This is a genomic window from Paraburkholderia sp. WS6 (assembly GCF_030464835.1).
GTDB lineage: Bacteria > Pseudomonadota > Gammaproteobacteria > Burkholderiales > Burkholderiaceae > Paraburkholderia > Paraburkholderia madseniana.
This window is the reverse complement of the sequence record NZ_JALQCK010000025.1, coordinates 54,247-73,538: the sequence shown is the minus strand read 5'-3', so window position 1 is coordinate 73,538 and position 19,292 is coordinate 54,247. Positions and strand designations below refer to the sequence as shown.

The window sequence follows — 19,292 nt, the reverse complement described above, 5'->3', positions numbered from 1 at the left end:
AGGATTTAACAGCGCAAAGAAACGGGGCGTTCCGTGGCCGCCGTCGCGAGGGCCACGCATTGCTGTGCAAGGACATCGGTTGGATCGACGAGACTGACGCGTGCGCCGGTCGTCCCCACGAAACTCGTCTGTGGCAATAAAAGCGGCAACTCGGTACATCCGAGGACGATGACTTCGACGCCCTCCGCTATGAGTCCGTCAATGGCAGCGGCAATGTCATCGAGGCATTGCCCTGTAGTGAATCCTGCTTTTACCCCTTCCTTGCCGTAGATCGCATCCATCACGCGGGCCTGCAATTCCGCGGTTGGAACGATTTGCCGCAAACCCTGCGATTCGAGGGCTTTCTCGTAGACGCCGCTTGCGATCGTGCCGGAGGTGGCCAGCACGCCAACGGAGCGCAGCAGCGGAAACGTTTCGCGCAGACGGCGGACCGTAACCGTCAGCATGTTGACGATCGGTATGCCGAGATACGGCTGAATCCGTTCAACAAATGCGTGAGCGGTGTTGCACGGAATAGCGATGAGGTCCGCGTCGCCCGACTCGAGCTTCTTGCAGGTCGCGTAAAGCGAAATAGTTGGGTCGGGCCCGTCACCGATCAGGTTTTCTGTGCGGTCGGGAATCTGCGGATTCTGTTCGATCAGAAGCCTGATATGGTCCTGATCCCGATTCGCCGGTGTATTGCGTACGATCTTCTGCATGAAGTCCACCGTCGCTGCAGGACCAACTCCACCGACCACGCCCACTTTGAAAATGGATTCGGGCAAACCGTATTCGCCTGCAATCACATACTGCGCATACGCAAGATTCGAATCGATCAGTGGCACTCGAAATGAGCCCATTTCCTCCGCCACGAGCGCAATCTCCGTCAGACCCGGCACGATGATTTGTGCACCTTGCGCGATGAGGTCCTCGCACGCCTCGCGCAGAAGCGCGACGGGCCGGCCAGACAGATTTCCGCTCTTGATGCCGTTCGCGCCGTAGACGGCTTCGGTGATGAGATCGACACTGTCGCGCGGCCGGGGATGAATGACTTCAAATTCCGGCTCCGCGAAATACTTTTCGAATAGCCCCTTTCGACGGGTGTAGTCCGAGGTCAGCACACCGATTCGCCGTGCAGCCGGAAATTTTCTTCGGACATGGCTGCGGACGGCTTCCACCATATCGACGATCTGCAACGGCGAGTTGGCCTTTAGCTCGTCGATAAACGTGTGGCTGAGAAAGCAGGGGAGTACGACGGTCGTCACACCCCTCTTCTCGAAGCCGCTAATCATGTCGAAAATGTACAGTTTCCGTTGAGTCGTCGCCTCACTCCCTATGGCCGCGCTTCGGAAGGGATGCTGCTCAAAAATGACATCGACGTGTTCGGCATCGCTCGAGGCGGGCGTCGATTTGACGAGTTTGAAAAAGACGTCCGCGCTTGCCAGTGGACCCAGGCCGCCCACCACGCCGAACCTCTTCCCGCTCAGCACGTTTGCGCTGATCATTTTGTTTCGCCTTGCAGTTGGCCCAGGACAACGTTGTTCTCTGCGTCGTTCTGCCTTGCAACGCGCTTGGCCTCCCACTTCGCAATGACGGCCGTCGCGATGCTGTTACCGATCACGTTCGTAGCGGTTCGCCCCATGTCGAGAATCTGATCGATGGCGAGGATCAACACCACCCCGGACGGAGGCAGATGAAACATCGGGGCAACGGCCGCCACCACCACCACGGAACCTCTTGCGACGCCGGCCATCCCCTTGCTGCTCAACATAAGCACCAGCAACATCATGATTTGAGCGCTGAGCGGCATGTCGATGCCGAAGGCTTGCGCGATAAAGATCGCAGCAAACGCCTGATACATCATCGATCCGTCGAGGTTGAACGCGTAGCCGAGCGGCAACGTAAAGCCGACGACCTTCTTGTCGATGCCGAACTGTTCAAGCTTCTCGGTCAGGCGCGGATAAGCGGCTTCACTGCTGGCGGTAGAAAAGGCGAGCATCGCGGGTTCCCGGACCGCTTTTAGCAACTTCCATATCGATTTGCCCAGAAAGACGTAGCCAACGAGGATAAGCACAGCCCACAGCAGGACGAGACCGAGGTAGAAGCTTCCGACGAGCTTGCCGTAGGTGGTCAACACGTCCAGACCGTGCACCGTAATTGCGGAGGCAAGGGCGCCGAAGACACCAATCGGAGCGAGCCGCATCACATAGTCGGTCAGCTTCAGCATCGCGGGGACGAGCGCATCGATGCCTGCGATCAACGGTGTGACGCGCGGGTCCGTCTTGATGGCACTCAGGACCACACCAAACAGCACGGAAAAGACGAGGATTTGAAGAATGTCATTCCGAGCCATCGCGTCGATGATGCTGGAAGGGAACGCATGCGTGACAAAGTCCTTGAAGTTCAGACCCGCGGTGTTGAGGCCGGTGGCAACATCGGAACTGGTCTGCGTCATATGCAAGCCGGCGCCGGGCTGCAGCGCATTCGCAAGGACGAGGCCAAGCGCGAGCGAGAAAAGCGAGGCGCACACGAACCATCCCACCGACCTGAAGCCGATTCTGCGCACGTCGCTCGTCCCTTCCATTCCGGCGAGTCCGGACACCAGCGTGGCGAAGACGAGCGGCGCGATAATCATCTTCACGAGGCGCAAGAAGATGTCGGTAATGATCGAGAAGTAACCGGCGATTGTCTTGGCTTCCGCAGCATCGGCTACGGTCCGATGGCACGCGTAACCGACAATCACGCCGAGCACCATGCCGACCACAATATAGAACGTTAGGCGGTTTTTCATTTCCATCAGTCCGAGGAGGGCGCACAAAGGTCTGACGTGACCACCGTACGCTGGCAGGGGGCAAAAACGCCGCTAGAGGAGCGACGTTTCTGTGTATGGACGGATGATAGAGACGATCAAAAAAGACTCAATGCGGGTCCTGCATGGGGATATGCGAGACTCGCATAACGCGGGATTACCCTTAATCGACAGCCTGCGATTCGGCGCGGAGGTGGCGCCAGAGCGTGTCCAGAAACTCGCTGCGATTCGAGGCATCCCGGTAGACGCGAAGTTCAACTTCGAGATGCCACGCATCCCGGCCGGCCGGGACGAGTTCGCCCGCGTCGAGCTCGGCGACGATCGAGCTTTTGGGCAGCCAGGCAACGCCTTCGCCTTCCAGGACCAGTTTCTTGAGGACCTCGGCCATGTCGGACTCGTAGTGAGGCCGCAAAGCCGGGGTGGCGTCGACCCGGCTCAGGAGGAGTGCGAGGCAGCGGCCGAAATAGCTGGTTTCCGTGTACGTAATCAACGGCAATGGACGCGCCGCCGTTCCCGGCAACCGGAAGATGGGAGCGCCACGAGGGTTTGGCCGGCAGACAGGCATCAGTACATCGACGCCTACGGTGAGATGCTCGTACCTGATTGGGTCGAGATGGAGAGGCAGCTCCGGGTGATGATAGGCAAACATCAATTCGCAGTTGCCGTTCACGAGCATCAGGATGGAGTCATGGACATTGGTGGGTATCACCCGCGCACGTACCTCGCCGAAACGGGCAGTGAGTGCCTTTAACCAGGTAGGCAGAAAACTTAGCGCGATCGTATGGCCTGCTGCAATCTGCAAGCCTTTGCCCGCCATGCGTTGGTCGATGCGAATGATGGCTCGCGTATCGAACAGCTTCCCAAGAATATCTACCGCTGCTTCCCGAAACAGTTGTCCGGCAGGCGTCAGTGTTGGAGGGAAGCTGCTTCTGTCGATGAGGTCCGCGCCCACCCACTGCTCAAGCGACTGAATGCGCCTGCTGAACCCCGACTGGGTGACATTACGAAATTCCGCCGCCCGCGAGAAGCTCTGATATTGGGAGAGCGCGATGAAGTCCTCGATCCACTTGATTTCCATGTCGGGTCCGATGTGTGCGGAGAGTGTGCGTGGCTGGAAACGAGTGGGTGATTCTACGCGGGCTCGACACTCGCTTAGCCTCCTCTGCAATACATTGCGATGCGAATCAGGGTTTTTCCGCCAGCAATTCACCGGGAGCCTTGCCTGCTAACAGGCAAATTTTTGCCGTTTAGATTCATTTTTTCCAGTTAACCGGCCAAAAAGTGAAGGTTACTTGAAGCCGTCGCGGTGGGTCGATGCACATGGTGCGCAGCAGCGGCGCTCAGTGCGGCCATCCAGGTCGGTCCAAGGCGGGGAATGATCCGCTATTTGCGCAGCGGCCTCAAACCGGCGCGAACCTCTTCGGCAAATAATTGCGGCTGTTCCCATGCCGCAAAGTGTCCGCCTTTATCGAGCCTGTTGTAATAGATGAGGTTGTGATACGCGCGCTCCGTCCAGCTTCGCGGGGCCTGATAGTTCTCGCGAGGAAAGACGCTTACGGCAGCCGGGACGGACACATCGGCAGCGGCGAGGAAGTTGAAGTGAGACTCCCAATAGAAGCGCGCCGCGGAAATTCCCGTGTTTGTCAGCCAGTAGAGCGTGATGTCGTCGAGGAGATCGTTCCGTGTCAGGTCGCCTGCGGATTCTCCATTGACGGGTCGCCCGAACACGGCCGAAGTCAGCGCCGCCGCCGGCTGAACATACCCGTCGCCGTGATCGAGCAGCCAGCTTGCCAGTCCAACCGGCGAGTCCGCCAATCCGTAGAGCGTTTGCGGGCGTGTTCCCATCTCCAACGCATAGGCACGCCGTTTCTTGGCCGCACTGCTTAGCTGCTCGTAAGCGTGCTTTTCATCGTCCGAGAGACCGGATGGCGGCGGATCGCCGGCTGCGAGCGCCTTTGCAATCTCGGGCGGAACAGTCGCGGGGAAGTTGACGTGGATGCCCAGCAATTCCGGCGGCGCCTGCTTACCCATCACATTTGCGACGACGCCACCCAGATCGCCGCCTTGCGCCGCGAATTTCTCGTATCCAAGGCGCTTCATGAGTACGACCCAGGCACGCGCAGTACGCTCAGGACCCCAACCGGTCGTGGTAGGTTTGCCTGAAAATCCGTAGCCCGGCAAAGACGGAATGACCAGATGAAAAGCATCCGACGCGCTCGCCCCGTATGCCGTGGGATTGGTCAGCGGATCGACAATCTTCAACATCTCGATGACCGAACCGGGCCACCCGTGCGTGACAATGAGCGGCATCGCATTTTCATGTTTCGAGCGAACGTGGATGAAATGAATGCCCAGCCCGTCGATCTCGGTCACGAAATTCGGCAGCGAATTCAGCTTTGCCTCGCACTTGCGCCAATCGTAATCGGTCGCCCAATGGCGCGCGAATTCCTGAATCATCGCGAGCGGCACACCTTGCGAGTCATCCGTAACGGTTTCGCGGTCAGGCCACCTCGTGGCTTTGATGCGCCTGCGTAAGTCGATCAGTTGCGATTCCGGCACATGCACGCGAAGTGGACGAATAGCGGTCTTGTCGCCGCCGGCCGGCTGGGCAACTTCAGTAATCGCTGGATTCGTTTCTGCAAAAGCGAGCTGACTCAGCGAGCCCGCGGCAACGGCCGCCGCTGCCACACTAACAAAACGACGGCGAGAGGGCGATTGGGGAAGGATGGTGTCTGACATGGCATTTCCGATGGGCGATAAAGCGAGGTTCCCGATCAATCGCAGCGTGATCTCACGAGCGATTGAACGCACTACGCCCACACCGAGCGCGCTCGGTGTGGGCGTAGTGGAACGTGTGAAGCATCTTGAACCAAGAGGATTGTTTACCGTATTGGAAGCATAGTTCAATCTTGCGGCGCTCAGATAATCAGCTACCGCGATACAAGCTGCTGAGCTGGGCGAGTTGGCCATCCTGCTGGGCTTGAACCAGTTCGTGGCGGACCTCTGCGCGCGTCTTCTGCGTTGCGCCAGTTTGGCTCGGGTTCCATTGCTGCACTTGCGCGGCGGCCGATTGAGCAGCGGTTGTTGCCGGCGCTTCAGAGGCGTGAGCGAAGCCAACCGTAGCGAATGCAGCGAATGCCAAAGCGATCATTGAGGTTTTCATGTCGTTCTCCGTGAACCAATAAATTAAATGGAAGGCGCCGGGGTATCAGGAGCAAGGGCAGCAATTCGGTCAGTCATCTGCGATTTGCTTGCGTCTTGCATCCGGCGTTGATGCATTAAAACGTGCGGACGTATCTGGCTTGTGTCGAGAAACCGGGGCAATTGCAATGTTCTGTATCACCTCGGGGCCCAGATACATTGCGATACGAATCACGGGTTTTCCGCCAGCAACGCCTTGATCTTCGCTTCGGTCTGTTCGTAGTCGCCTTCGCCGAAGTGCGTGTAGGCCACGTGCCCTTTCTTGTCGACCAGATAAAACGCGGGCCAATACTGGTTGTCGTAGGCGCGCCATGTTGCGTAGTTGTTGTCCTGCGCGACCGGGAACGTAATGCCGAAGCGCTTGATCGCCGTCTTGACGTTGTCCGTGCTGCGCTCGAACGGATACTCGGGTGTGTGGACACCAACCACCGCCAGGCCCTGGTCCTTGTATTTCTGATTCCAGGTCTTGACGTAGGGCAGCACGTGGATGCAATTGATGCAGGTATAGGTCCAGAAATCGACCAGCACAACCTTGCCGCGCAACTGCTGCATGGTCAGGGGATCGCTATTGAGCCATTTATCGATGCCGGTAAATTCCGGCGCGGTAGTGTTGTTGTCGAGCTGGTTTGCAACGGGACCGGCGGCAGCGCTGGCCGCGGGACTTGCAACGAGCGTTGCGATTGCGGCGGCGCCGGCTGCCACGGTTGCGGCGAACAGGGCGACGGTTGCGGTGGATTTGAGTCGGGAGAGCATGTCAGCGTCCTTTTCAGAGAGGGGAACAGAGCGGCGATCCGGGCGTGGACCTGGACGTCGCATCGGGCATTCCAGTGGTTGGCATGGGTGAATTTGAACGCCCGTTCGTATCTGGCTTGTGTCGCCGAGGCGGCGCGGGTGCAATGTTTTGTGTCAGGGGAACGCCCAGATACATTGGGATACAAAGCGTCGCGCGTACCAGGCTATAAACCAGCCATTCCTATCGTGGAGAGGCCACATGAGTACCGAACTGCTGCAAGGATCCTGTCATTGCGGGACCGTGAAATTTGAAGTCCGTACCGATGTCCTGCCTGCTGCGCGTTGCAATTGCAGCCTGTGCCGGCGCAAGGGCGCGCTGATGACGCCGCCGTTCGCCGCGGGCGAACTGAAGATCCTGCAGGGTGAGGAGGCGCTGACGCTCTATCAGTTCAATACGCGCACGGCGAAGCACTACTTCTGCAAGCACTGCGGCATTTATCCGTTCCATCAGACGCGTAAAGATCCGCAGCTCTGGCGGGTCAACATCGGTTGCCTAGAGGGTGTCGACCCGTATACGCTGGAGGCCAGCGTGTCCAATGGCGCCAGCCTGTCCGTCGTGGAGGATGCATGAGACGGCTCATGACAATTCTCGCCTTTCTCGCGGGCGGATTGGCGGCGGAACTGGCACACCCCGTGCACTGTTCGCTGATCAACGTGAACCGGGTGCGCGTCAATCGTCGAAAGGATTGATCCGTTGATGGAAAACACCGACCACGTCTTGATCGTCGACGACGATCGCGGCATCCGCGAATTGCTCGCCACCTACCTGGAGAAGAACGGCATGCGCGTTTCGCTGGCCGCCAACGGCCGGCAGATGCGCACCGTCCTCGAACAGGGCGCGCCTGATCTGATCGTGCTCGATCTGATGATGCCCGGCGAAGACGGTCTCGTGCTGTGCCGGGAATTGCGTGCCGGCAAGTTTCGCGCGGTGCCGGTCTTGATGCTGACCGCCCGCAGCGAGGAGACGGATCGCATCGTCGGGTTGGAAATGGGCGCGGACGATTACCTGTCCAAACCGTTTGCGGTGCGCGAACTGCTGGCGCGCATCCGCTCCGTGCTGCGCCGCGCGCGGATGCTGCCGCCCGGTATGCAGGTGACGGAAACCGCGCCGATGATCGCCTTCGGCGACTGGCGCCTCGACACCACGGCGCGTCATCTGCTCGACGCCGAGGGCACCATGGTGGCCTTAAGCGGCGCGGAGTATCGCTTGCTGCGCGTGTTCCTCGATCATCCCCAGCGCGTGCTCACGCGCGATCAGTTGCTGAATCTGACTCAAGGCCGCCAGGCCGATGCGTTCGATCGCTCGATCGATCTGCTGGTCAGCCGTTTGCGACAACGCCTGCAGGACACCGCGCGCGAGCCCCGTTACATCAAGACGCTGCGCAGCGAGGGTTATGTATTTTCGGCGGCGGTGACCATGATCGAAGGCACGCCATGAAGCTGAATACATTGCTGCGTTGGCCGCGCACGCTGTTCGCGCGGCTTGCCCTGATTCTCTTTGTCAGCCTTGCGCTGGTGCAAACGCTGTCGGTCTGGCTCACCATGACGGAGCGGGACCAGACCATGACGAACGTGATGATGGGTTACATCGAGCGCGAGGTCACCAGCTCCGTCGCGCTGCTCGATCATTTGCCCGCTAACGAACGGGCCGAATGGCTGCCAAGGCTGGCGCGTCGCACCTATACCTTCAATCTCGGGCCCGGGGTCGCCGGCGCGCCGCCGGATGAGAAGCTCTCAGCGAGGGTCGCTCAATCTATCGCAGACGGCATTGGCAAGCGCTATCCGCTCACGGCCAACGCCGTCCCCGGTGATCCGGACCGCCTGCAGGTCCATCTGCAGTTGAGTGACGGCATGCCGCTGACGATCGACTATCGTCCCATGCCGGGAGCGCCGCTGTCGCCGTGGTTGTCGTGGTTGCTGGTGCTGCAACTGGTGGTGCTGGCCGCGTGCTGCTGGCTGGCGGTACGGCTGGCAACGCGCCCGTTGAGCTACTTGGCGCGAGCGGCCGATGCCCTGGGCCCCGACCTGAAGGTGGAGCGTCTGCCCGAAGACGGCCCGGACGAAGTGGCGCGCGCGGCGCGGGCGTTCAACGCCATGCAGGACCGCATCAGGCTGTACATGACTGAGCGCTTGCAGATCCTCGCGGCGATTTCGCACGATCTGCAAACGCCGATTACCCGCATGCGTTTGCGCGTCGACGTGATGGACGAGAGCCCACAGGGCGCCAAGCTGCAGCAGGATCTGCAGGAAATGGAAACGATGGTCAAGGAAGGCGTCACCTACGCGCGCACCATGCACGGCGCCAGCGAGGCACCCCTGCGTATCGATCCGGACGCGCTGTTCGATAGCCTCGTGTTCGACTATGTCGATGCCGGCAAGGACGTTTCGCTGCACGGTCGAATCGATACTGCGCTGGTGACGCGTCCTCAGGCGTTGCGCCGGATCGTGGGCAATCTCGTCGATAACGCGTTGAAGTTCGGTGGGGCGGCCGAGATCAGGGTCGCCTCGCAGGACGGGCACGTGAGGGTCTCCGTGCTCGATCGTGGGCCGGGTATTCCGGCCGAGTCGCTGGAAGCGGTGTTTGAACCGTTCTATCGGCTGGAAGGATCGCGCAACCGCGGAACCGGCGGTACCGGGTTGGGCCTCGCGATTGCGCGGCAACTCGCTTTGGCGATGGACGCGACGCTATCGTTGCATAACCGGCCCGATGGCGGCCTAGAAGCCACACTGGTGTTGAAAGGCGTCGGCTAAATTCCGATCGCTCGCCGATCGCGTTGTATGCCGTACTTTTTCGTCGATGAACGTCAACTCCCCCGTCTTGTATCTCAACGTATCTGCACCGTCGGTAAATACATAACGTTTCACTGGTGCTTTTCGCAGACACACGCCAGATACGTCCACGGGCTTTAATGATTCCAGGCCAGATCGTCTGGCTTCGCAGGCCGGACATGTCTTGCGCCCGTTTAGCTAACCTTTGAGGAGAATCCGCGATGCCGGATCAGATCAATACTCGACGTCGTCGTCTGCTTGGGACGGCAGTTGCTGGTATCAGCTTGATGGAGTTGGGTTTGAGCGGGCTAGCCAAGGCTCAGTCGACCGGCACGCCATCCAATGCGAACACCGCAACGCGTGTTGCTTCGTTCGACAACATTCGCCAGGTCAATGCCGGAACCCTCAGCATGGGCTATGCGGAAGCGGGTCCGCAGAATGGACCGGTTGTGATCCTGCTGCACGGCTGGCCCTACGATATCTACAGCTTTGCTGAAGTCACACCGTTGCTGGCAGCCGCGGGCTACCGGGTCATCGTGCCGTATCTGCGGGGTTATGGTTCGACACGGTTCCTGTCCGCGGATACGCCGCGCAACGGTCAGCAGGCCGTGGTGGCCGTCGACATCATTGCGTTGATGGATGCATTGAAGATCGACAAAGCCATCTTTGGCGCCTTCGATTGGGGCGCGCGTACGGCGAATATTATCGCCGCGCTGTGGCCGCAGCGATGCCAGGCGATGGTGTCGGTGAGCGGTTATCTGATCGGCAGCCAGGAAGCCAACCGGGCGCCGCTGCCGCCGAAGGCTGAACTGGCCTGGTGGTATCAGTTCTATTTCGCCACGGAGCGTGGCCATGCAGGTTACGAAGCGAACCGCCACGACTTCAACAAGCTGATCTGGCGTCTCGCGTCGCCGAAATGGAATTTCGACGATGCGACGTACGACCGCTCGGCTGAGTCCTTCAACAATCCCGATCACGTCGCGGTGGTGATTCACAACTACCGCTGGCGTCTGGGGCTGGTCAAGGGCGAGCCGCAATACGACGAGCTTGAAGCGCGACTGGCGAAGGGGCCGACCATCTCTGTCCCGACCATCACGATGGAGGGCGACGCCAACGGCGCACCGCATCCCGAACCGGCAGCCTACGCGAAGAAATTCACCGGCAAGTATCAGCACCGGAACATCGACGGCGGCATCGGACATAACCTGCCACAGGAAGCGCCGAAGGCATTTGCCGATGCCATCGTCGACGTCGTTCGGCTTTAAGCGGAGGGGAGGAGCGGGGGCCTGGCGCGCTAACGTGCTGCGCCATGCGGCGCATCGGTCGCTTATGAGCGTTTCTTGAAGCGCGCCTTGGCATCGCCATACGATGACTGCGTCTTGCCGATGACCTGCTCGACGCGCCCCTTCCACGCGACCGTGCGGTTTCCGATGGTCTTGCCGAGGCCGGTACGCAGCTTACCCGTGATCTCTCTTATCCATCCCTGCATCTGGTCTTTGTTCATTACCTCGCTCCTTGAGCGCTGCTTCCATCGCCACAGCATGACCTCAATGGACGAAGCAGTCGGTACGGCACCGGACAGACGCCGGTCGGGAGTCGGCGCACAAATGATTTGTTCGATCGAATTCGCCGCACTGACGGTAATCCCTTTGCGAGTCCATCGAACTCCTTTGGAGACCGATCATGAGACTCGTTGGCATCCCATCCCAACCGCGACCCGCGCCGGCATTCGCGATAGCAGTTTTTCTCGCGATAACGGCATTCGCCAATCCTGCGAGCGCTGCCACCTCCACCCAGACTCAACCACGTGCAAGCGTGATGACCGTTGCGGCCCACAGCCAGATCGATACGCGTATCAGTGGACTTCACACGAGGCTTCAGATCACCGCGGCGCAGGAAGAACTTTGGCAAAAGGTCGCACAGGTCATGCGTGACAATGCGGGCACGATGGACTCGCTCAGACAGGCACGAACCAGTCAAGCCAACAGCATGAGCGCTGTCGACGATCTCAAATCCTATGGCCAGATCGCAGATGCCCATGCCGACGGCATCAGAAAGCTCACTCCTGCGTTTCAGGCACTGTACGACAGCATGTCCGACGTTCAGAAGAAGAACGCCGATCTGATTTTCCAGACTGACCATCACCACGCCGCGAAGAAAGGGTGATCTCAAGACACCCGCAACGGGAAGCGGACTGGCACCTCAGTAAGGTCCCGGATCGCAGACAGGAGCACATCATGAAAATCCAAAGAGTGAGAGCCGCGTGCATGGGCTCGATGAAGACCGGAATCACGACTGCAATTGGCCTGGCACTGGCCCTTGGCGGCATGTCCATGGCGCCCGCCTTTGGCGAAGGCAACGGAAACGGAAACGGAAACGGGAACGGGAACGGCAATCACGAGGGCCAGGAGCAGCATGGCGCGAATAACTACTATCACCATAATCAGGGACATCAGTCGGATCACGGCAACCGGCAGGCCTATCAACATCCCGGCAATGACCACCGTCGCGGCGACTATTACGGCAACCAGGACTATGTGTATGCGCCACCACCCGTGGTCTATGCCCCGGAGTCCGCACCGGGCATAAGCTTGTTTATACCGCTCCAGTTCCGATAGAGCGCAGGACCCGCGCCTGGTGATTGCCGTTTCGACAATCTTCCAGGCGGGTCTACAGAGGCAGGATCCCGCCGAATCTGAATTTGGATTCTGGCCTAGAGATATGCTGTTTCCCGTGGGGCTCAAACGGGCCGGGTTCTGCCCGTCGCATACGGCCGCATCGAGACGACCCGCTAATTGGGCACGGTTCCCGGGTCTTCCAGCCATCGTGAGACCGCCGACAGCACCTGCGCCTCGATGCCAAGAAAACCATGTGGCGACTTCGCCCCGCATTCACTGGCGCCAGTTCCGCCGCGCTCGCTGCTTGATACTGCCAGGAACTGCAACCGGCTGTCCTTAGCGAGCGTGCGGGCCGCGCTAAACGGTGAAACCCGACATCCGTCATTTTCGTTCGACACCACCAGGACCGGTGTAGCGCCGACGTCCCAGTGCATGCCCGAAAGCCCGGTCTCGCCACGCATGCCGATCGTGACGGGCGACGTCAGTACATACGCGTCGGCCAGCCGTGGTTCGCGTTGGAGCACATTGCCAACCGAAATCGTGCCCCGGCTGGTACCCACGAGGGCGATTTTTGCAGCCGGAAAGCGTTGCCTGAGCGCCTAGACAATGACGTGCAAGTCCTGAGCGTGAGCTTCGCTCAGACGGAACGCGTCATTCATGCCGGATGATTGATCGGATGGCGCATCGACGATAGCGATCGCATCGCCCGCGGAAGTCCAGTATCTGGCGGTCCGGAGGAGGAAATTTGCCCTCATTGTCGTCGGGCCGGTCTCGTCGAGGGCGATCACGCCTTCATCTCCGGCAAACAATACGATGACCCATGGCGGCGCGCCGGCGGGCTGTTCGATGAAGACAGCCTGGGTCTGCGGCCCCCGTACTGGGACTTGCATCAGTTCACCTGAATACGCCGGCATTGTGGTTATGACCGTGCACGCGAACGCGCAGACTGGGACCGCGCATCTAAGCAACGGCCTCCAAAGCCTGTTGGCGAGACAGGTTGCGGGCTTTGCTCGGGTTGATTTCTGATCGCGCATTTTGAATGAAGACCGCATTATTGTTCCATTCACTGCATACGTGAGTTGGATACGGGATAGGCGAGATCGTCTGGATTGACCAACGATGTAAGTACGTGATCGGCCCATGAACCATTGATCTTCAAGTACGACCGAGCCAGGCCTTCCTTCTCGAAATCAAGGCTAGCCAGTAGGTGCTCGCTGCGGGTGTTCTCCGGTCGATAGTTCGCCATGATGCGATGCAAGCCGATATCTCTGAACACATGCTGGATGGCCACCGTTAGACTCTCTCGCATTAGGCCTTTCCCTTCGACCGCTTTCGCAAGAGAGAATCCAAGATGACACGCTTGGAACGGTCCCCTAACGATATTGGTGAAGTTGCATTCTCCGATCAACTGACCGCCTTCACGTTCAAACAGCACGAGATGAAAAGCGTTTCCTGTTGCGGTTTGATGAGCCATTGCGCGGAGCCTGTCAGCGATGGCATCCAGGTTAAAAAAACTCTCCTGCCGCGCCGGCTCCCAAGGCTGAAGATGTATTCGATTGGCTGCGTAGTACGCTTGCAGCGCGCTCGCGTCATCTTCGCTGACGGCTCGCAATATCACGCGTTCGGTGGTCAGTCCTTCATCCGGATGGTCTGCCGCATTTGCCATTAGTCTATCGCCCTTGATATGCAATATTGCGCGTGATTGTACCGAAGCCAAAAACTACTCTCGGGAGACTCGTTCATGGAGCATTCGATGCGAATCAGAACCACTTATTTGAAAGTGAAGGACATGGAGCGGGCTGCGACGTTCTGGGAAAACCTATTGGAACGCTCGCCGAACCGCAAGTCGGAGAGGTGGACGGAGTTTTCGCTAGGCGAAGTCCGCTTTGGATTGCTGCTGAATGATTTTGGCGATGAGTTCGTCGGTAGCGGATGCGTACCGGTGTTCGAATTCGACGTATCAGCCTTGCATACTTTTCTAAACCGAGCCAAGGCCCTCGGGGCAACAGTCGTTCTCGATGGGTTAAATGACGAGACCATGAAGAGCATTGTCCTGGCTAGCCCCGACGGCCATGAGTTCGAACTTTGCGCTTGCCACGACTAGTCGGTTGTTTTAGAACCCTCCGCCGCCAAGTCATTCATTTGCTACACTCGATCAAGGAGCAGACCTGTTTGGTGCTCGGTTTGACCCTGATGGCGGCTGCCGAGTAGCGACTCGAGTATGTTGACATTTTCTGTTCATACACCTGGCACCGCAATCGCAGGCCTGAGCGTCGGTCCTTCGTCGCAGGGCATGAAATAGTGCGGAGGTGTCGCCGTGATTGAGTCTTCCGATTTTCGGAGCAAAAAGTTAGTGCTCAATCACGGAGGCGGTCGTATGCCCGCGCTCGGATTTGGCACGCTGATTCCCGATGCAGCTACGACGACCAGTGCTACCAGAGACGCGCTGGAAGCCGGCTATCGACACTTCGACTGTGCCGAACGATATCGAAACGAGCGCGAGGTCGGCGAGGCTCTGCGGATAGGGCTGGCTGCCGGAGGGATCGCACGCGAAGACATCTTCGTGACCACAAAATTGTGGAACTCCAATCATCGGCCCGAGCGTGTTGGACCGGCTTTCGATGCAAGTCTTGAAAGGTTGGGGCTCGACTATCTTGATCTCTATCTGATACACACTCCATTTGCATTTCAAGCAGGAGATGAGCAGGACCCGCGCGATGAAAACGGGAACGTCATCTACGATAACGGCGTGACTTTGTTAGACACGTGGAGGGCGATGGAGGAACTCGTCGACCATGGAAGATGCCGAGCAATTGGACTGTCTGACATCGGCTTGAACGAATTGCGGCCTCTCTATGAATCAGCGCGAATCAAGCCGGCGGTGGTGCAGGTCGAAGCACATCCGTATCTTCCAGAAACGGATCTTCTGGAATTCTGCAAAGAGAAAGAGATCGTGTTTTTGGCCTTTGCGCCATTGGGTCACGGAATCAGGCCGGGACCACTTGAGGATCCCGTCGTTTCGCTGATCGCCGCTCGAATTGGAAAGACGCCAGCACAGGTGCTGCTTGCCTGGGCGATCCAGCGTGGCTGCGCTTTGCTCACCACCCCCAAAACGGCGACCCGCGCGCGAGAGAATTTCGATATCTCCGCACTTCCGGCAGACGCGTTCGATGAGATCAACCGGATTGAGACGAGGCAGAGGTTCAACGAAGTCGTCAAGACGGGCAGCCCTGGCTTCATTCCGCGAAATACGCAATAGGTCGATGTGAACGGTATCCGGAGGCAGGCCATGCAGGAAGAACAAATACGTGAAGCACTGAATGCCCACTGGCGCGCGTCGGCGGCCGGCGATCTCGAAGCTGAACACGATATTTACGATGACGACGCCATCTGTGAGTATCCGCAGTCAGGTGAACGCATCCTCGGGCGAGTTAATTTGCAGGCGCTACGGGGTCATCATCCAGATAAGCCATCAGGCTTCGACGTTAGGCGAATTCAAGGAGAAGGTAATCTCTGGGTCACCGAATATTCCATCACCTATCAGGGGCAAGCGGCTTACACGGTAAGCATTATGGAGTTCCGCAACGGCAAGGTTGTTCACGAGACGCAATATTTTTCGGATCCCTTTGAGGCGCCGGGTTGGCGCAGTCAATGGGTTCAGCAGAACGCGTGAAGGCGCGTTGCGGGTCGGATTCTGCCGGTCGTGTATGGCCGGATCGAAGCGCCCCGCTAGTGCGGCACGGTTCCAGCCGAAGCCGGATCGTCGAACCATCGTGAGACAGCCGGCAGTACCTGCATCTCAATGCCCGAGGAATTTTAGCGGCCGGCGCTCTGGCCGCCGTCGACGTGCAGGATTTCTCCCGTGATGAACGGTGCGGAATCAAGGAACAGAATCGCGTCGGCGATATCGCTCATCTCACCCATGCGCCCAAGCGGATGGAAGGCGCCCAGCGCTTCATGGGTTTCCGGCGCGTGCATCGGCGTCTTGATGATCCCCGGCGCGACGGCATTCACGCGAATACCTTTTCTGGCGTATTCAATCGCCAGCGACTTCGTAGCGGCGTTCAGACCCCCCTTCGTCAGGGCCGCCAGTACCGAATACACGCCGCTGATTGCAGCGTCAACGGCGCTGGAGGTCACGCTCACCACGTGGCCGCTCGAATGCCTTTCCATTTCGGCGATGGCGAGTTGTGTGATGTGATAGAAACCCGCGATATTCACATTCACAACCGCGGCGTAGTCTTCGGCGGTATGTTGGGTGAAGGGCTTCCCGATGTATATGCCGGCGTTGTTCACCAGCGTGTCGATCCGGCCAAATCGTGCAACACCTTCGGAAATGACACGTTGGGCGGTTGCCGGGTCACCAATATCGCCGGCGACGGTCAGGATGTTCGCGTCGTCCGACGGCTTGATCGAACGTGCCGTCGCAACAATGCGGTAGTCGAGCTTACGAAACGCCTTGACGACTTCGGCGCCTATGCCTTGCGATGCGCCGGTAACGACGACAACCTTTTGTGACGTGCTCATGTTTTACCCAGAAAATTTTGTTCGGCTTCAACGCCCATCGGGCCGATGGCGCCGATCAAGTCAAATGTAGGCGCGTTGATTCAGATTTCGCACAAACCTGCAATCAACCCTTTTTAGCCTGCGCCAGCCACTGATCGAGACTGATGCGGCCGATCCGCGCGTCGCCGAGCGGCACGAGCGATTGCTCCTCGACACGGCCGCCGTAGTACAGCGCATCGCGATCCGTCACCACCGGGCGTGCGTCGCCTACCGATTTCAGATAACGGGTGACGATCTCCGCGAAGGGCGCGCGGTCCGGGCCGGCGATCTCGACCGTGCCGTTCAGCGGCGTGGCGAGCGCGATCTGCGCGAGGCTCGCCGCGACGTCGTCCGCGGCGATCGGCTGAAACAGTCCGTCGCCGACGCGCACCGTGCCGCCGACCGTGCTGAAATCCGCGATACCGCCGATGAACTCCATGAACTGGGTCGCGCGCACGATCGTGTACGGCACGCCCGCCGCTTCGATCACCTCTTCCTGCGCGACCTTGGCAACGAAATACGCGTTCTCCGGCGTGCGGTCGCAGCCGACGATTGATAGCGCGACGTGATGACGTACCCCTGCGGCCACTTCGGCTTTGCCGAGGTTACGGGCCGAGGTGCGGAAAAAGTCGAGCACCGCCTGCGGCTCCCACGATGGCGCGTTCGTCACATCCACTACGACGTCTGCGCCCACGAGCGCGTTGCTCAAGCCTTCGCCCGTAACGGCGTTTACGCCGGTGCGCGGCGACGCGGCAAGCGCTTCATGACCCGCCTCGCTGAGCAGCGCGACCACACGCGAGCCGATCAGGCCGGAACCACCGATTACGACGATCTTCATGGCAGATTCTCCAGATGAAAGTAACTGAACATGTGAGGCGCTGGCGGGCATCGTATTGCGTGAAAGTGTTCGCCGCCGTCGCATCGCGTGAGGCCATTGTGGAAGAATCATGCTCTATCTAAAAGTGCCAAGAATTGTCGATCCGACTAGTCCATGTCGATTGCCGCTCCCCTTGCCCGCGAGACCCTCATGACCGTACCGACTCCCGCATTGAGCATCGAAATCGATCGGCAGCATCAGTTGCCGATCTATCTGCAGATCTGCGAGCGTTTCAGGACCGCGATCGCCGCGGGGCATCTGCGTCCCGGCGATCGCGTGCCTGCGCTGCGCGGTCTCGCCACGCAACTGAGCACGGCGCGCGGTACGGTCGAGCTCGCCTACACGATCCTCGTCGACGAGGGCTACCTGCAGATGCGCGGCGCGGCGGGCACCTTCGTATCGACGTCGCTGCCAGCATCGGTGATGCGCCCGTCGCGTGCGCAAGGTGTTCAGGACGCGCGGGGCAGGCAGAGCACTGAAGGAACGGGCACGCCGCAGACGCCGGGCGAATCGCGCAGTGGTCAAGCGGCGCCGCGGCAGCAGGCCATCGCCGTCGCCATGAGCGGCGAGCCGCGGCCGTTGCAACCAGGGCTGCCCGCGCTCGACGCATTTCCGGGCAAGCTATGGAACCGGCTCGTTTCGCGTCGCGCGCGCAGCGGCGACCGCGCGATGCTCGCGTATCCGGATCCAGCCGGCTACCGGCCGCTGCGCGAACATATCGCCACTTATCTGGGGCTCTCGCGCGGGGTGACCTGCCTGCCGGAACAGGTGTTCGTGACCGGCGGCTACCGTGCAACGCTCGAACTCGTATTGCGCAGTCTCGCTCGCCCGAACGATCACGTGTGGTTCGAGGATCCCGGCTATCTGTTCGCGCGCGGTTTTCTGGCCGAGACCGGCGTGCAGCTCGTGCCGGTGCCGGTGGATGGCGAAGGGATCGACGTCGAGCGCGGCACACTGCTGGATGCGCAGGCGCGCTTCGCAGTGGTCACGCCGTCGCATCAGAGCCCGCTCGGGCACACGCTGTCTCTCGCACGACGCATGGCGCTGCTGGACTCGGCAGAGAAAGCGTCCCGCTGGATCATCGAAGACGACTACGACAGCGAGTTCCGTTATCTGGGCCGACCATTGCCGGCTTTAAAGAGCCTCGACCGGCACGATCGCGTGATCTATTGCGGCACGTTCAGCAAGGTGATGTTTCCCGGTTTGCGGCTCGCATATGTGGTGGTGCCGGAGCGAGCCATCGAGCGCGTCGGGAGGGTGGCGCACAGCATGAACGCCGGATCGCCGACGCTATTGCAGGCAGCCGTGGCGGATTTCATTGAGCAGGGGCATTTTGCGCGGCATCTGAAGCGGATGCGTGCGTTGTACGGCGAGCGGCGCGTGCTGATCGTGCACGCGCTAGAGCAGGCGTTTGGCGAACGGCTGATTGTCGATTTGCCGCCAGGTGGAATCCAGTTCGCGGTGCAGTTCGCCGAAGGCCCCGATGGCCCGGTCGACGATGTCGCCGTCGCCGCCCGCGCCCGCGAAGCGGGGCTCGCGGTGCTGCCGCTTTCGATCTGGTACGCGAATGGCCGCGCGCGGCGCACGCTGCGCGGCCTCGTGATGGGCTTCGCGAACATCGCCGATGCGCGTGAGGCCGGTCGTCTCGCGCGAACGTTGCGCGAGTGTCTGGAACTTCGACGCCAGGCATGATCAGGCGCGT

General features: G+C 59.8%; 22 protein-coding genes. 10 read left to right on the top strand and 12 right to left on the bottom strand.

Going from position 1 to position 19,292, the window contains the following annotated elements; translation table 11 throughout:
* Positions 1-5 precede the first annotated feature (5 nt).
* The 6 genes from M0D64_RS26870 to M0D64_RS26845 all read right to left on the bottom strand — a co-directional run bounded on the left by M0D64_RS26870 (position 6) and on the right by M0D64_RS26845 (position 6,742).
* A complete protein-coding gene (locus M0D64_RS26870) occupies positions 6-1,484 on the bottom strand; it encodes an aspartate/glutamate racemase family protein (protein WP_266259945.1) in 1,479 nt (492 codons plus the stop codon).
* Complete coding sequence (locus M0D64_RS26865; protein ID WP_266259944.1) at positions 1,481-2,770, bottom strand: dicarboxylate/amino acid:cation symporter; 1,290 nt, start codon at positions 2,768-2,770, stop codon at positions 1,481-1,483. Before M0D64_RS26865 ends, M0D64_RS26870 begins: the two co-directional genes overlap by 4 nt.
* Before the next feature lie 181 nt (positions 2,771-2,951).
* Positions 2,952-3,866, bottom strand: coding sequence for a LysR substrate-binding domain-containing protein (locus M0D64_RS26860; protein WP_266259943.1), 915 nt, complete (start codon positions 3,864-3,866; stop codon positions 2,952-2,954).
* A 305-nt stretch (positions 3,867-4,171) separates the two neighbouring features.
* Entirely contained in the window at positions 4,172-5,527 is a 1,356-nt protein-coding gene (locus tag M0D64_RS26855) for an epoxide hydrolase family protein (protein ID WP_266259942.1), read from the bottom strand.
* 187 nt (positions 5,528-5,714) lie between these two features.
* Positions 5,715-5,951, bottom strand: coding sequence for a DUF4148 domain-containing protein (locus M0D64_RS26850; protein WP_266259941.1), 237 nt, complete (start codon positions 5,949-5,951; stop codon positions 5,715-5,717).
* Positions 5,952-6,160: 209 nt separating this feature from the next.
* On the bottom strand, positions 6,161-6,742 hold the full coding sequence (locus tag M0D64_RS26845) for a thioredoxin family protein (protein WP_266259939.1): 582 nt from the start codon (positions 6,740-6,742) through the stop codon (positions 6,161-6,163).
* A 238-nt stretch (positions 6,743-6,980) separates the two neighbouring features.
* On the opposite strand from M0D64_RS26845, the gene M0D64_RS26840 reads away from it, so the two are divergent.
* The 4 genes from M0D64_RS26840 to M0D64_RS26825 all read left to right on the top strand — a co-directional run bounded on the left by M0D64_RS26840 (position 6,981) and on the right by M0D64_RS26825 (position 10,815).
* Complete coding sequence (locus M0D64_RS26840; RefSeq protein ID WP_266259938.1) at positions 6,981-7,352, top strand: GFA family protein; 372 nt, start codon at positions 6,981-6,983, stop codon at positions 7,350-7,352.
* Between the two features lie 126 nt (positions 7,353-7,478).
* The gene (locus M0D64_RS26835; RefSeq protein WP_266242102.1) at positions 7,479-8,219 is read left to right on the top strand and encodes a response regulator; all 741 of its coding nucleotides are present in this window, start codon (positions 7,479-7,481) and stop codon (positions 8,217-8,219) included.
* Positions 8,216-9,532 carry a HAMP domain-containing sensor histidine kinase gene (locus M0D64_RS26830; protein ID WP_266259937.1) on the top strand — a complete coding sequence of 439 codons (1,317 nt, stop codon included), beginning with the start codon at positions 8,216-8,218 and terminating at the stop codon, positions 9,530-9,532. Before M0D64_RS26835 ends, M0D64_RS26830 begins: the two co-directional genes overlap by 4 nt.
* A 239-nt stretch (positions 9,533-9,771) precedes the next feature.
* On the top strand, positions 9,772-10,815 hold the full coding sequence (locus M0D64_RS26825) for an alpha/beta fold hydrolase (RefSeq protein ID WP_266259936.1): 1,044 nt from the start codon (positions 9,772-9,774) through the stop codon (positions 10,813-10,815).
* Between the two features lie 62 nt (positions 10,816-10,877).
* Here the strand turns inward: M0D64_RS26825 and M0D64_RS26820 are convergent, their stop codons facing one another.
* Entirely contained in the window at positions 10,878-11,054 is a 177-nt protein-coding gene (locus tag M0D64_RS26820; RefSeq protein ID WP_266242108.1) for a CsbD family protein, read from the bottom strand.
* A gap of 314 nt (positions 11,055-11,368) precedes the next feature.
* Here M0D64_RS26820 and M0D64_RS26815 point away from each other — a divergent pair, with 314 nt between their 5' ends.
* Both M0D64_RS26815 and M0D64_RS26810 read left to right on the top strand, forming a co-directional pair.
* Entirely contained in the window at positions 11,369-11,716 is a 348-nt protein-coding gene (locus M0D64_RS26815) for a Spy/CpxP family protein refolding chaperone (RefSeq protein ID WP_211708065.1), read from the top strand.
* A gap of 71 nt (positions 11,717-11,787) precedes the next feature.
* On the top strand, positions 11,788-12,168 hold the full coding sequence (locus M0D64_RS26810; RefSeq protein WP_266259934.1) for a hypothetical protein: 381 nt from the start codon (positions 11,788-11,790) through the stop codon (positions 12,166-12,168).
* A 173-nt stretch (positions 12,169-12,341) separates the two neighbouring features.
* Here M0D64_RS26810 and M0D64_RS26805 read toward each other — a convergent pair whose 3' ends face one another.
* The 3 genes from M0D64_RS26805 to rimJ form a co-directional block, all read right to left on the bottom strand.
* Complete coding sequence (locus M0D64_RS26805; RefSeq protein ID WP_266259932.1) at positions 12,342-12,728, bottom strand: hypothetical protein; 387 nt, start codon at positions 12,726-12,728, stop codon at positions 12,342-12,344.
* Between the two features lie 39 nt (positions 12,729-12,767).
* On the bottom strand, positions 12,768-13,058 hold the full coding sequence (locus tag M0D64_RS26800) for a hypothetical protein (protein ID WP_266259931.1): 291 nt from the start codon (positions 13,056-13,058) through the stop codon (positions 12,768-12,770).
* Between the two features lie 173 nt (positions 13,059-13,231).
* Complete coding sequence (rimJ, locus tag M0D64_RS26795) at positions 13,232-13,834, bottom strand: ribosomal protein S5-alanine N-acetyltransferase (RefSeq protein ID WP_266259930.1); 603 nt, start codon at positions 13,832-13,834, stop codon at positions 13,232-13,234.
* A gap of 87 nt (positions 13,835-13,921) precedes the next feature.
* Between rimJ and M0D64_RS26790 the strand changes: the two genes are divergently transcribed.
* The 3 genes from M0D64_RS26790 (at position 13,922) to M0D64_RS26780 (ending at position 15,841) form a co-directional block, all read left to right on the top strand.
* Positions 13,922-14,272 (top strand): VOC family protein, encoded by a 351-nt coding sequence (locus M0D64_RS26790; protein WP_266259929.1) that lies wholly within the window; start codon positions 13,922-13,924, stop codon positions 14,270-14,272.
* Between the two features lie 213 nt (positions 14,273-14,485).
* Positions 14,486-15,427: an aldo/keto reductase gene (locus M0D64_RS26785; RefSeq protein WP_266259928.1), complete on the top strand. Its 942-nt coding sequence runs from the start codon at positions 14,486-14,488 to the stop codon at positions 15,425-15,427.
* Positions 15,428-15,457: 30 nt separating this feature from the next.
* A complete protein-coding gene (locus tag M0D64_RS26780) occupies positions 15,458-15,841 on the top strand; it encodes a nuclear transport factor 2 family protein (RefSeq protein ID WP_266259927.1) in 384 nt (127 codons plus the stop codon).
* 143 nt (positions 15,842-15,984) lie between these two features.
* On the opposite strand, the gene M0D64_RS26775 is transcribed toward M0D64_RS26780, so the two are convergent.
* Positions 15,985-16,695, bottom strand: coding sequence for an SDR family NAD(P)-dependent oxidoreductase (locus tag M0D64_RS26775; protein WP_266259925.1), 711 nt, complete (start codon positions 16,693-16,695; stop codon positions 15,985-15,987).
* A gap of 103 nt (positions 16,696-16,798) precedes the next feature.
* Positions 16,799-17,551, bottom strand: a complete 753-nt coding sequence (locus M0D64_RS26770; protein ID WP_266259924.1) for an SDR family oxidoreductase — start codon at positions 17,549-17,551, stop codon at positions 16,799-16,801.
* 189 nt (positions 17,552-17,740) lie between these two features.
* Between M0D64_RS26770 and M0D64_RS26765 the strand changes: the two genes are divergently transcribed.
* Positions 17,741-19,282, top strand: coding sequence for a PLP-dependent aminotransferase family protein (locus M0D64_RS26765; RefSeq protein WP_266259923.1), 1,542 nt, complete (start codon positions 17,741-17,743; stop codon positions 19,280-19,282).
* Positions 19,283-19,292 lie beyond the last annotated feature (10 nt).